The organism is Pelagicoccus enzymogenes (genome assembly GCF_014803405.1).
Taxonomy (GTDB): Bacteria; Verrucomicrobiota; Verrucomicrobiia; order Opitutales; family Opitutaceae; genus Pelagicoccus; species Pelagicoccus enzymogenes.
Map to the genome: position 1 here is coordinate 499,825 of NZ_JACYFG010000007.1, position 14,001 is coordinate 513,825.

Below are 14,001 nucleotides of genomic sequence, written 5' to 3' on the forward strand. Positions count from 1 at the left end.
ATGGCGCTCTCATTGCGGACTCCAAATTGAAATTCTGCTGGTGTCATCCCAAGGCGGGTAGGCATGGAACCCTGCGGAGACTATTTCTTGGACTCCGTCCCCGTCGAGGTCCTCGGCGATGATAGATACGATGTGGGTCGGTGAGAGCGCCAAGGGGCGTTTCGTGAAATGTAGCTGGCCGTCATTTTCGAAGCAAACGAGCGAAAAGGCATCTTTGCTGCCCCATTCGTTGCAGGCGCTGCTCGCGAGTATATCCAGATCGCCATCTTGGTCGATGTCGCTAGCGATCGGAGAGAATGCGCCGGCCATCAGACCCACTGGCTTACGGACGAAGAAACCGTTTCCTCTATTCTCTAGCCATTGCACTCCGTGCCACGGCCGTGGCCCTGGATTGGAGTAATCGAAGCCGTCTCCGTTTGTGTATAAAATGTCCTGATCTCCATCTCGATCAAGGTCGGCTAACTTCAGGCCGCTGCTGCCGTAGTCTTGATTGGTAGATCCCCAAAGGATCTCTGGGCGAAATTCGCCTGTACCGTCATTAAAAAAACAATACACTTCTTCCCATTCTTGTGAAACCAGGGCGATGATATCTGAATCTCCGTCGTTGTCTATGTCGCTTGTTTCGACGTTGATCGTTCCGGATTTGAGGAGGATGTCATGCGACTTGAAATTCCAAGGGGAGGATTGTTCCAGCCAGCGTATCGCTCCTCGGTCGTAACCGAACTGGCCAATTGCCAGGTCGAGATCGCCGTCTTTGTCAAAGTCAGCGGCTCTCACATCCGTGACGCGGTCTGTGTTTGAGAGGATTTCTCGGTTACGAAAGTTCAGGTTGCCACGGTTTTCTAGGACGACTACGGATCCGATGCGTTCCCGATTTGGCAATACCATGCCCATGGCAGCGACGAGGATGTCCGTGTCTCCGTCTCCGTCTATATCAGCAAAGTCGACATGGACAGGGCCTTCGATTTCCGACCCTAGGGATTGTTCTATCCACTCACCTTCTTTCGTTTGCCTGAGAAATTGGATACGGTTTTCCTGAGCGTCGCACGCCAAAAGGTCCAGGTATCCGTCTCGATCCAAGTCGTGAGCGGCGATATGGGTTATCCAAGGTACGGATTCGCTTGTCTTTCCGATTGACCTGCGTGCCAGGAAATCGAAATCCAGCTTCGAGGAATCGTTTTTAGTATATGAACTTTGGATACTTGTCGCCTGTGGGTTAGGCCAGAATACGATGGCTATGCTTGCCGCCAGGGACAGGCAAAGGGCTAGGGCAGTGTACTTGGCTCTGGAGTGCTTTGACATGGTGAGTATCTGGATACTTTCTGCGAAATCATAGCTTCGGGCTTCCCAATAGAAAGAGAAAAGCGCCGTTGGCGAAAGCCAACGGCGCTTGAAACAGATCTTTGAACTGAAGCTTCTGACGACCTAGAACTCGAAGGTGTTCGTTAGGAAGTACTGAGCTCCGTCGTTGATGCGCCAGGCGTTCGTGGAGCCGTCCGGGTTTGCGGAAATCGGGTCGAGTCCGCCGTTGTCGAACGCGTCACGAATGTTGAACTGGATCTTCCAGTTCACACTGTCGTCCCAGATTTTTCGGGTATACGAAGCCCAAAGGTCGAGGTTCGTGTCGCCATCGTCGTAGATGAGATTGAAGGCGTCGAAGGAATCGAAGTTCCCGTTTCCGGTAGTGTCGATACCACGGCTACCAATGGCTGCCTTATCTTGCCAGCGAACGGAACCGCCGATACCCAGTCCCTTGAGTCCTCCATCCTTGAAACGGTAGTTGGTGAGGATGTTCCAGCGCCACTTGCGTACCTGTGGACGAGGGAGCCCATCTCGCAGGATTGCCGCGTCGAGCAGGGACTTGACGACACCTTGGAACCATTCGCCAGGTATTTGGCTGCTGCCGCCCCAGAGGGACGCTCTGTCGTTGAACCAATTGCCGGTCTGGGTGTTGCCATCTCCGTCGGTGTAGGTAAACTGAGCTTCCGGAGAGTCGCGCCAGAGCCAGACGCGGCTGCCTTCGATTGGGTTTTCGAATGTGCCGCCGACGCCATAGAGCCATTCTGTGGTGTAGAAGCCAAGGTCCGAGTAAATGGACTCCTGCTTGTTGCCTGTGACCTTGATGGTCCAATTCTCAAGCGGGTTGTAGATGACTTCGATTTCCATGCCTTCAGCGGCAGCGGATGCGGTGTCACTGTAGTTTGTGCGTCCATCGTAGTAGGATTCAGGATACATCGCACGCTCGATGATTTCCTCAGCGTAGGGATAGGCAGGATTAAGAATGCCTCCATCGAGGAAACCAATGCTGTTTAGACTGCCTTCCTCGCCACGAGGTGGAAGACCGTCGCGCTCTGTAATCTTCCATTCGAGGAAGTCGCGGAAGCCCCATGAGCTTTCGTCTTCAACGCGACGCGAGCGCCAGGTAAAGCGGCCGATGTCTCCGGGCAGGTTACGGGAGTTCTTCTCGCTTGCCTCGTACCAGTTGATCTTGGTGACCAGCTTGTTTTCGAAGAGGTTGAAGGTCACGCCGTAGTCCTCGCCTTCGCCAGTTGGCTTTGGCAGGGGATCTCCGAAGAAGTCGACCGCGGCAGATGCTGGGCTGAAGTTATCGGACTCGTTGTAGTGTAGGGACATCCAGTCGAAGGCGTGGAAGACGACCCCGCGAGTGCTGGTTTCGCCCTCAACTTCGATGGGATCCCAGTCATCCCAGCTATCGAGCTCGGCGAAGGTGCGGAAGCCAGCTCCGTTGGTGGGAGCAATGTCGCCCAACTGGTCAGACGCTTTGTCCTTGCGCCAACCCAGCGTGGTGACGATGCGATCGTCCCAGAAGAAGCTCTGCAGAACGACGCCTTGCGAGTCGAGTTCACGTCGATCCGCTCGAGTATCGTGCAAGGCCGCAGCTACGGTTGTGTCCTCCGTTACCCATTCTCCGTTCACACCATCGATGACGAATGTGCCAGCTGGATCTGGGCTAAAGTAGGTGACGGGAAGCGAGTAGGAACCGCCAACGCTGCCTTCTGGATAAGCGGCTCCGAATACCGGATGGTCCGGGAAGCCACCGTCCAAGCCGGGAGACCGTTCGATGGAACCGTCCTCACCCACGTAGTAGAACTTGGTGAGTAGAGCCGCATTGTTACCGCGCGAGAATACCGGACGGCTTGTATCCACCCAGTCATGATCGGAGATGACCGCTTCGCGATAACGCGCCCACTGGTTGCGCAACTTGCGATTCTGTGCAAGAGCATTGAACTTGTGATTTCCGAGGTGACGGAAGATGTTATCCTGCTCGGTGAGATCCAATTCGTAAGCCAAGTTCGCGCGAAGGATTTCATTGTTAGCCGCCCGGTGCATGGGGGAGGCTTGGACGGAATCGACATAAACCTTCCCGAAGTGCGGATTCACAGAACCGTCGAGCAGGAATTCGTTGGGATCAACGCGTACTCCACGTTCACCCATCGAGTTGTTCACGTCTTCGTCGTAGTCTTCCTTGAAGAAACCGATGTCGAGGTAGAGCTTTTCGGCCAGCTTCTGCTGGAATCCGAGCTCGTAGGTGGTCGCTTCGCTTGATACGGAGTTAGCGGAGAGGATGTTGATGCTGTCCCAGTCGTAAATCGACTTGTCGTTCACTTGCGACGTGGTCCAGAGATCGTATCCAGGCGTCTCATACAGATTGAGGGTCGTGGCGAGGTAATCGAGGTTGGTATTGCCTACGCCGAATGCCTGACCATTATTCTGAACACCGCGTTGGTAGCGACCCAGGAAGTCTCCGTTTTCGATGAGAACGGCGGCGCGGGTGTTGTTCCAGTCGAAGCTAATTCCGTCGGCTAGATTGTTCAGCGAGCCTGCCTCGCGGTAGTCACGGATTCCCGTTACGACCGCGGTGGTGCCGTCGCCTCGAGTCACAGTGCGGGTGATCGGGTTCCAGCTCGGCTTCCCAGCGTCGATCCACGAAGAGACGTAGTCGTTTGGCGGAGTGAAGTTCGGACGGTTTGCGTCTTGGTTGAACCACTCTGCACTTGCGGTGATCTTGGTATTTTCGAAGGGCTTGTAGGTGGCAGCAACGTAGGAGCGGCGTGTCAGCTCAAACGAGGGTTTACGAGCCCACTCTTGGTCCTGGTACATGCCCGCCACGTAGATTGCCAGCTTGTCTTCGACAACTGTCTGATTGACGTTGAAGGAACCGCGGTAGGAATCGTCTCCGAGACGGAAGCGAATCCGCTTCAGCTCCGAGCCGATAGTCGCTTTTCCCGGGGTCGTGTTGACGAGACCGGAAGCGGATCCAAGCCCATACAAGACGGAGTTTGGTCCGCGGTTGATGGTGACGCGCTCCAAGTTGTAGGAGTCGGCCGGGATTTGGCTGAGGCTGGTGTAGTAGTTGACTGCCCGTTCCGCGCTGCCGATACCGCGAATGCGGTTAGCCTGAGCGGGGGACTGCTGGATGCTTTCTCGGACGGTCGGCGGGTTTCCGACGACGCTGAACGAGGTGAAGTTTCCGGTACCCTCCGTGTTGGATTCGTACAAGAAAACGTCGTTCAAGTCCACAGCTGCGGTGTCCTCGAGCTGCTGGGCAGTCACCACCGTGATCGACGATCCAAGGTCCTTGATGTTGGCGTTCATTCGAGTACCGGCCAAGGTGTTGGTTGCTCGGTACCCGATGTCAGTTTCTGCGGGCGATACTTCGAACGGGGATAGTTCGAACACTTCTTCATCGTCGGTCTCTTGCGAATATCCGACGGTGCAAGCTCCGAGCAATAGCGACAACGCTAGAGTCGTTCGGAACCGGGGTATAGGGTTCTTATTCGTTTGTTTCATCTTTCAGTAGTAGGTTTGATGCAAAGTGATGACGCACGATCGCTCTCGAGCACACACGCAGGTACGCCGAGCGGTCGTCTGGCTTTACAGAGTATTGGGGTTAACTCTTTCGCAGGATTTTAAGGGGTAATCCTGGGTTTTTAAGGGGCTGGGGTGGGGTAAGTGTTTAAACTCGGGGTGGTACTGAGAAGTTTAAAAGTATGTTTTCTAATTTTGCCAACCGTACTGCAATCTGACAGTAAGAGTAATTCCTTGAGGATATTTTCGAGCATTCGTGAGAGTGCCGCTGGGGCGGGGCTCCCTTCACGGACCTCCCCAATATCGCACAGATTGTAAGCTTATCAACCAGCAGACGAATTCATTAAATTTGCGCTCGACCGTTCGCATTGAGCCAGTCCTGCCCTGTACGAGGGGAATTCTCGATTTGTTTCAGGCAAACTAATGCTGTGCCAATTAAGTATTTTAATATTTTATTGGGATATCAGCTACATCGAGAGTTGTATTCGACAGCCAATGACGGCTTTGCTTTGGCATTCTGATGGGACGGTGATGGCTGAGATGCGAAGCGAGCTATTTTGCGGGTGGGTTACCGAGGATTTCACGGCGAGACATCGGATTGAGTAAGCGTATATGGATACCGGATACGAAGGCGAAGAATGTTATCGCGCAAGTCCTAGCGCTAAAGTGTAGCCCGAGTAAATGGCGCTGCAGCGCTTGCCGTCCGGCTCGTTCAGTGGCTCTGGTGTCTCTCGGGCTAAGCGAGGAAATACCGCTCTTTTTACGGATTTACGGCTCGTTTTGGGAAGCGGATGCCCTACAGTCTACTGCTCTTGTTCATGTCTATTAAGCGTCCTCAAAACTGTCTTCCTGCCACCCTCCGTTATATCGCGAAAAGCGTTTGCTGCGTCTTGCTTATTGAAAGCTTCTCGAGTATCGCTTCAGCCCAGTCTGGTAGCCCGTCACTGGTATTGCCTGCTGGGGAAGAGGCTCTTTGGGAGAACGTTTCGGAGTCGTACGACGAGGTCTATCGCGAGCCAACGGAAGCGGTTCCGGTATCCAAACTTTTGATGCCTTGGGAAGCGAGTCGCGCGGTTGCCTTGGCTTTGCCGCTCGGAGAACTGCAAGAGGATCGCGCTTTGGATGCCTTGTTCAAGGACAGCTTGGCTGCTCTATTGCCGCGGGTGGAGGTGATCGCTTTTCATCATCGCTTGGATCGGCGGATCTTAGGGAGCTTTTGGGCTGAGTTGGAAGCCGATGCAAGAATTGCTCCTTTTCTTGGTCGGCTTAGCTTGGAGTCCAGCGAAGCGTTCTCAATTTGGATGCGGGACTTTGGTCCGCAGTTCGCGGTGGGCGAGGACCAGAGCCTGGTGTTGCTAGATGCAAGCGTGGGAGATCCAGGGGCTTCGAGGGGCCTGTTGTTTGACGTTAAGACGACGGAAGACCCCATTCAGCAACATTTCAGGATGGTCGAGGAGTTGAGTAATCTAAGAGGTTTGGAAGGAAGCGACCGCATTCCCAGCCTTTTGGCAGGCAACCTGGAGGCGAAGTGGGGAGTTGCGACCGCCCTTTCACGTCCGCCCTTGTTTTTGCAGGGGGGAGACTTTTTGCCAGTTTCCTCGTCCGGAGCGCTGGTATCAGAATCTACCTTACGAGCGAACGGAGGAGTGAGTCAGCGTTTTCGTGCTCTGGTAAGGGAATATTACGGAGTGGATACAATTGTTTTTTTGGAGAACCTGCCTGGCAAGACGATCGAGCACTTAGATTTCATCGTGCATCCAATTCAGGAAAACGTTGTTTTACTCGCCGATCCGCCGGAGGGGATCGCGTCAACGCGTGCTTACCACCGCTACCTCAAAAGAGAGCTGCAGTCTCGGTTTGCCCGTAACGAGTCCTCTGTGAGGAAGGCCTTTCCGGGGGTGAAGATCGTGAAGGTGCCGATGCCGCCGCCGGCCTTGGACAGCGACGAGGAGGTTCGGCGAGAGCTCTTCTTGAACGCCTTGCAGGCGTTCATCGGGCAAGAGCGTATCGCCATGCGTTTCGATCCTGCTTCCGCTCTGGAGAATTGGGAGGCTTTTGAGATCAACCCGCGGATCGAAGCGCGACTGAAAGAGGTGACGGGGATTTCTAATTGGCGAATGGAAATTGACCAGATCCGGGTGATTGAAACTTACCTTGGCGACTCGTTCGAGAACCTGCTAGCTAAGCACGTGGAACCGCAAGTCAACTACCGCTCCTACGTAAACAGCCTTTACGTGAAGAATCCTGAGGGAGAGGAGGTCGTGCTGATACCTCGTTTTCGTGGGCGCGATGGGAGCGAACAAGCGATGTTCGAGGCTTTGGAAACTAAAGTAGCAGCGGCATACCGCTCAGCGTGTCCGAAGGCGGAACAGATTTGGATCGATTGCACCGTGTTGACGGATTTTATGGGGATGATTCACTGTTACACTCTGGCAATCCCGGATCCATCGACTTTCGCTAAAGAGCTCTAGTTGAGTTTCTTCAACAGATTTTTGGCAGGCACATATTCTGGGTCCAATTGTAACGCTTTTTGAAGCTCCGACTTCGCGGACTGAGCACGTCGGGTGTATAAGTGGACGATTGCGAGGTTGGTATGGATCATAGCGGTGGGCTTGATCGATAGGGACTGCGTGTATTGCTCTTCTGCTTGAGCGAAGTCTTTTCGCATTAGATAGAGATTTCCCAAGTTCCCAAAAGCTTGAGAGTTGTTGGCGTCGAGCTCGATGACCCTTTCAAATGCCTCTATCGCGGCTTCGAGTTTTTGATTTTGGGCAAGCACGTCCCCGTGGTCGAAGTGCGCTTGCGCATCGTCGGGCCGGAGTTCCACTATGTATGCAAATTCCGCTAGAGCGTTTTCCCTGTCTCCAATTGCTAGATACGCGGTGGCAAGTTTCCTGCGGGCGGCCACGTATTCTGGGTTATCAGCTAGGAATTTCTTGTAATGCTGTATGGACGGGCCCGCCTGCCCATTGGCAAGGTAAGTATCGGCCAATCCCAAGCGGGCTCGCGAAAGGCTTGGGTCCCGCTTAATGGCCTCGAGGTACGCCGTGATCGCCTCTTCTTTCTTTCCTTCAAGCGCGAGTGTGTTGGCGAAATTGTGATAGAGCAGGGCGTTTGGGGAGAGCTCGAGCGCTTTTTCGAAATGTCGAATCGCATCGGCATATTCGCCCTTTTCGACCAACAGTGTAGCTAGGTTATTGTGCGCCCTCGAGTTTGAGGGGACCTTAGCTACAGTGTCTTTCCAGAGAGACACCGAATTGTTGTACGTTTCATTGCGATCCAAAATCGCATACACGCCAGCGACTGAGACGGCTAGTACGAACGCAAGTGCGAGACGTCTAGAAAGTATCGAAATACTTACTACGAAAACGACGCAAACGGCAGCGAGCGGAAGGTAGAATCGGTGCTCGAAAACGCGATCTGCAATGGGGATAAAACTTGATGTTGGGGCAAGGAAGATGAAGCAAAGCAATCCTAGCATCCCGAATGGGTTCCGTCTAATAAAGCCGAACAGACTAACGATTAGGAGGACTGCAAGCAGGATTGCTCGTGGTATCCATTTTGTGGGTTCGTCGACCAGGAACTGTCTTCCGTAGTCGAAGACCAGCGGATCGGGCCAAAGCGTTAGCCTCAAATAGTGGACGAGAGCCCACGCTTGCGTTTTGAGGTATTCCCAGGAATCCGCTCCAAAGGAAAGTCCCGCGGTGCCTCCTCGTCCGGAAGTGGATTGCATGAGAAGAGCCAAGGGGATCCATGATAGGAACAAGAAGAGATAGAATAGGGATCTTCGCTTTAGTTGTAGCTTTAGGCTCCGATCGGGAAGGAAAACGTAGTCGAACAAGATGACGGCGAGCGGGGCGGTAGCGATCACCTCCTTGACTCCGGTTCCTATGAAACAAGCGATAACGCTTGCTGAGGTCCAGAGATAGGGGCGACTGCTGCGAATGCTCCTAGCTGCCGCGTAAAGAACGAATAGGTAGCAGAGGGCGAGCAAGCTTTCCGCTCTCTGGGCGGTGTAGCTCACTGCGGCCGTGGCCAATGGATGCACTGCCCAAAGTAGGGCGGCCAGGGTGGCCACACTGTCGCGATTGAAAGGGAGCTTGTTCCGATGTGCTTCCCAAATGTCTATACTTCTGCGGACGAGCCCAAGCAGCGTTAGCGCGCACAGTAGGTGGATAAAGATATCCGTGGCATGGTAGCTCCAAGGGGCGAGGCCGCTGATCTGGTAGTTAGCTGCAAGGCTGAGATTAAGAAGCGGTCGGCCCCCGACTGTTTCCCCTTGGCTATGGGGCGGTTGAAGGGCGGAGCTAAGACTAAAAGGCTCCTTGATGGTTTGATTGTCTCGGATGGACCCAAGGTCATCGAGCACGAAGGGAGCCTTGTAAATGTTGCTCCATGCGGAGAGAACGAAGATGGACAGGAGAGCAACGCTCAAAAAAGTGGATACGCTTGAACTGTACTTGTCGCTTGGGGGTGCGAGTCGAATTGAGAGAAGGGTGCTGATTGCGGTTAGGCCGTGATACCAGCGAATTTTCTTTCCCTCGGAAAACGTGCGTGGGCGGTAGTTGATGGGGAGCTCTATGATTTTATGGCCGCCGCGGAGCAGTTTCGCGGTCACCTCCGGGCAGAACTCGAAACCGTCGCTTTCGAGCTTAAGTGAACGAAGGGTTTCGGTGCGGAACAGCTTATAGCCGGTGGCTTCGTCGGTTATACGTGTTTGATAGAGCAGGCTTGTTACGAAGCTTAGAAATCGTCCGCCCCAGTAAAAGCGATTGTTGGACCTTGGGTTGTTACCTAATATACGCGAGCCATAAACTACGGTGGTATCGGAGGATTGGAACGGTTCCAATAGTTTGGGAAGATCCTTAGGGTCGTATTCCAAGTCTGCGTCTTGGATGGCTACGACATCTCCTGTCACGTGCTCGAGCGCTGTTTTGATTGCGGCGCCTTTCCCCGATTTGGTATTGTGTTTCAGGATACGGACGAGAGTGGAACGGTCCTGCCGGATCTTTTCTAGCTCAGCATAAGTTTGGTCTGTGCTTCCATCGTCTACAATTAGGATTTCGGACGCTATTTCTGTGGAGCATAGAGCATCGACGACTTTTCGAATTGTCGACGCCTCGTTGTGGGCGGGTATGATTACGCTTAGTTTGGGGCCGGGCATGGGAAATAGAAAGGTCGCTTCCGCCGAAACGGAAGCGACCAAGATTATTACGATTTAACGCTGTCAAATACTAGGAGATAATGACCTAGAATGTGAAGGTATTCGTCAGGAAGATCTGACGTGGATCGATGATACGGTAGGCGTTGATGTTGCCAGCGTAGTCAACCGACACAGGGCGGAGTTCGCCGCTGTCCTGCACGTTGCGGATGTTCAGCTGAATCTTCCAATCAACCTTTTCGTTTGCGATCGGAATGGAGTAGGAAGCCCAGAGGTCAACGTTGGTGTTGCCGCTGTCGTAGAACGGACGACTTGGATCTGGAGCGTTCAAGACGTTTGGATCATCTCCTGCTGCGTATCCGTAGTAACCGATAGCTGCCTGGTCTTCCCAACGTACGCTACCGCCAATTCCGAGGCCTTTGAATGCGCCGTCGGTGAAGAGGTAGTTGGAGATCAGATTGAGTCGCCATTCACGAACGTTTGGAGAAGCTACGCCTTCCTGCGCTTTAGCCAGAGCGACCTGCGAGAGAACTGCTGCTTCGTGGAAGTCTTCGGCATTACCCCACTGTGCTGATGGGTTTGTTATGTCGAAGTCTCCTACGTAACCGTATGCGCTCCAGAAGGTGCTCAGGTCGGCTGGACGCACTCCATTGAACATGAAGGTGTTTGGATCGTTGTCACCATCGTTGTTCTTGTCGTTTGCCGCGGTGAGTGGTGAGTTAAGTCCTTGCCAGATGGGAACACGGAGATCGGCCCAAGCGTCGTACTGAGGCGCCACGTTTTGAGTCGTTGTCTCATTTTGCGCGGCGGTCATCTTCATATTCCAGTTTTTGGTTGGGTTGTAGATCAACTGGATTTCCATACCCTCGGCAATCGTCGTTTGAGTCGCGCCGAAGTTCAGGCCCGATGGCCAGTCGTAGCGAAGTCCTGTGAGCTCCTCAACGCGTGACTCGAATTGAGCTTGCTGCGTCTCGGTGAGTTCAGGACGCCCTCCTTCAGGTGCCTCTGCGGTGTAATCTATGCCTGGGAAGTCTAGCTGCTGGTAGGCGATCTGCTCTGCCCAAGGGCGGAGGTAGCGGTGCTCGATACGGGTAAGGCGGTCGATGAGTGTACCTGCCGCGCCGGTGCGGTCGTTGTCAGCGGAGTTCTCGAACCAGTTAAACTTAGCAGTAAACTTGTTGTCGAACGCGGTGACGCTGAAACCGTAGTCAGTACCTTCACCTGTTGGCTTAGGCAACAGATTGCCGAAGACGTCTGTCTGGGCTGAGCTTGGTGGGTTGAAGTTGTCCGATTCGTTGTAGTGAACGCGGAAATCTCCACCATCCCAACGGAATGGGACAGCAACGACACCGTAGGAAGAAGTCTCGCCTTCGACGGAGTCTTCGTTTTTGACTTCGTTTCCTTCGCCATCGATGAATGACCAACGATTGTAGCTTGCCTCAGGCATCACAAAACCAGCGTCGGTAAACTCGGCACGACCGAGACCAGCCGACCCAACGGTGTTTCGAAGATCGACCTCATCCTTTCTCCAGCCGGCGGTTGCGATGATACGGTTGTCGAGGAAGTAACCTTGCCAGCCAAGCGTTTGCGAATCTAGGTCGCGAATATTGCGGCCTGAAGTTGCATCGTGCAGCACGGTCGCGACTTCGGTGTTCGTCTGCTCCCATTGGCCAGTTTCCCAGTTGTAGAGCGTTACAGGATAGCTGCTAGGACCGCCGAACTGATCGTACACTTCGAAATCGGCTCCCATGTATTGTGGTTGTCCCCAGTGTGTGGGAGCACCTGTTGTAACGGTGGCCTGCGGGTCTCCAGGACTCGCCAGGTAGTAGTTACGGTACAGACGCGCGCTGTTGCCGTAGTAGCGCCAGTTGCCTGTGGTGGTCAGATCATTCCATGGCAGGAAGCGTCCATCCCCTCCAACCGTAGTGCCACGGAGGCGCAAGCGGAGGCTTTCGACTTTCTGATTCGAGTAGAAACCTAGGAAGTTATGGTTACCCAACCACTTGGTCCAATTATCATTATCCGCAAGCTTGAGTTGGTAAGCAAGCTGAGCGCGCATGTTGTCGTTGGTGATTTCGTTGGTCCAAGTGTCAGGAAGGTAGTCTTCCAAGAAGGGGAGGCCGAAGTTCGGATTTGGCTGACCGTTCGGCAGGTTTAGGTTGGTGTCGACGTAGAGAGTCGCGCCAGTTTGCTGCTGTACGGTGTAGTTTTGAACGTCCGAGTAGTTTTGACGGAACCAACCGGCCGAGAAGTGAAGGTTCTCGAGAATCTCCTGCTCGAACTCGATGTTGTAGGTGTCAGCTTCCTTCGATCCGTAGTTCATGGCTAGCATGTTGTACTCTTCCCAGTTGTAGACCGATTTATCGGTCACAGGAGGCGCGACGAAGTTAGCTACGTTTCTGTCCCAGTTATAGAAGTCTGAGAACGTGTGCTGCATGTCGTATACGGCCCAGTCAGCGTCCGTGCGATCGTCGGTTCCCGGTGCTGCCAAGCTCTGCGGATAGTTCGAGTTCGAGTTGTACCCGTACCGTGCGTATCCTTCGTAGGCGTAGGATGTACCATCTGGGTTTACCTGAACGATCGGGCGAGATGTCCAAGCGCGCGAAGGAACGATGCCGGGTACGTATGTTGGGCTGTCAGGATTCCAAAAGCCCCCACCTCCTGCGATCATGCCTTCCTCGTAGCTGGGACTGTCGGCGCTCGATACGAAGGGGCCGAATTGCTCTCCTGTATCCAGCTTGGTAACCATGAGTGTTTGGTTGTCGTACGCTGGTCGTCCTGCCTCGAGCCATGGAGTTACGAAGTCGCGCGGCGTGAGGGAGTTAGGCCGACGGTTGTTGTTGGAGTACCTTTCGAAACTGCCGCGCAGCTTGGTTTTCTCAAACGGCTCGTAGCGAACTGCTCCGTAAAAACGCGTCGTGTTGTCGTAAGAAGGTTTGCGTTCGAAACGCTCCTCTTCTCTCAGACCAGCTACGTAAACCGCGAGCTTGTCCTCGATAAGCGACTGATTGTGGTTGAAACTGCCACGAACGGAGCCTCGATCGTCCAAACGAAACACCACCTGGGTGCTGTTTACGCCGATAGCTGCGCTTGCGGTGGATTGGTTGACGATACCTGCAGGACTTCCCAATCCAGATAGGATGGAGTTAGGTCCCCGATTGATTTCCACTGACCGCGTGTTGTAGGAATCGAAAGGAATTCCGCCGAGTGCGTTGTAGAAATTCTGCGTAATGGTTGGAGCCGCCAAGCCGCGTACGCGGTTCGAAGATCCAGCAGATGCGGATTCACCAGAGTTCGCGAAACTGTATCCAGCACCGGCATCCTTGATGGTGCCGCGGTCAGCCAAGCTGCCGCTGGTAGCCGTGAAGTTTCCGAATCCTTCGGTACTCGATTCATATAGGAAAACGTCATTCAGGTCCGTTGCAGCGGTGTCTTCCATCTGCTGCATCGTGACAACCGTGATGGAGGCAGCCAAATCAGATACTTTGGTATTCAGGCGGCTACCTGCTAGGGTGCGCTCTGAGTAGTATCCAATGTCATCTTCCGACGAGGTGACTTCGAACGGCGATAGCTCGAATACTTCGTCATCGTCGTCTACCTCTTGCGAGTAGCCAACGTTAGCGGCTCCGAGCAATAGCGACAGCGCTAGAGTCGTTCGGAACCGGGGTATAGGGTTCTTTTTCGTTTGTTTCATCTTTGAGTAGTAGGTTTGATGCAAAGGTTAAGAAAACGGACAGGGTTGCATGTTGAGCGGAAGGCACGCGAAGTGGCCCGTCGAACACGGTGACCGCCGACATTCAGGCTGCGATTGGGGGTACCAAGCACGGCACGGGGTGAGGTGGGTAATGTATGACGATGACCAAACCCCTGCTTAGTGACATTTCCAACACAGCTAGGGTCTGACAGTAAGAATTAAGCCCTGTGTTAGTCTGCTGGATACGTTTATTGCTTCACCATCGCAGACCGCTTCGCAGCGCAAGCCAGTCTTGCCGCGGCTACGTAAGGAGGCG

At 53.8% G+C, this 14,001-nt stretch carries 5 protein-coding genes; 1 reads left to right on the top strand and 4 read right to left on the bottom strand.

Translation table 11 applies throughout. The annotated features are described in order from the left end of the window. Positions 1–9: 9 nt before the first annotated feature. Entirely contained in the window at positions 10–1,302 is a 1,293-nt protein-coding gene (locus IEN85_RS08070; protein WP_191616571.1) for an FG-GAP repeat domain-containing protein, read from the bottom strand. Positions 1,303–1,425: 123 nt separating this feature from the next. Continuing rightward, a complete protein-coding gene (locus IEN85_RS08075; protein ID WP_191616572.1) occupies positions 1,426–4,812 on the bottom strand; it encodes a TonB-dependent receptor plug domain-containing protein in 3,387 nt (1,128 codons plus the stop codon). Between the two features lie 908 nt (positions 4,813–5,720). Here IEN85_RS08075 and IEN85_RS08080 point away from each other — a divergent pair. Further along, positions 5,721–7,301: an agmatine deiminase family protein gene (locus tag IEN85_RS08080; protein WP_191616573.1), complete on the top strand. Its 1,581-nt coding sequence runs from the start codon at positions 5,721–5,723 to the stop codon at positions 7,299–7,301. Here the strand turns inward: IEN85_RS08080 and IEN85_RS08085 are convergent. Together IEN85_RS08085 and IEN85_RS08090 are read right to left on the bottom strand one after the other, a co-directional pair. After that, a complete protein-coding gene (locus tag IEN85_RS08085) occupies positions 7,298–9,994 on the bottom strand; it encodes a glycosyltransferase (protein WP_191616574.1) in 2,697 nt (898 codons plus the stop codon). The two genes, IEN85_RS08080 and IEN85_RS08085, sit on opposite strands and share 4 nt — an antisense overlap. A gap of 85 nt (positions 9,995–10,079) precedes the next feature. Continuing rightward, the gene (locus IEN85_RS08090; protein ID WP_191616575.1) at positions 10,080–13,685 is read right to left on the bottom strand and encodes a TonB-dependent receptor plug domain-containing protein; all 3,606 of its coding nucleotides are present in this window, start codon (positions 13,683–13,685) and stop codon (positions 10,080–10,082) included. Positions 13,686–14,001: the final 316 nt, after the last annotated feature.

Coding starts and splice junctions, on each gene's coding strand:
- IEN85_RS08085 (WP_191616574.1), bottom strand. CDS start 9,994: ATGCCCGGCCCCAAACTAAGCGTAATCATACCCGCCCACAACGAGGCG.
- IEN85_RS08090 (WP_191616575.1), bottom strand. CDS start 13,685: ATGAAACAAACGAAAAAGAACCCTATACCCCGGTTCCGAACGACTCTA.
- IEN85_RS08070 (WP_191616571.1), bottom strand. CDS start 1,302: ATGTCAAAGCACTCCAGAGCCAAGTACACTGCCCTAGCCCTTTGCCTG.
- IEN85_RS08075 (WP_191616572.1), bottom strand. CDS start 4,812: ATGAAACAAACGAATAAGAACCCTATACCCCGGTTCCGAACGACTCTA.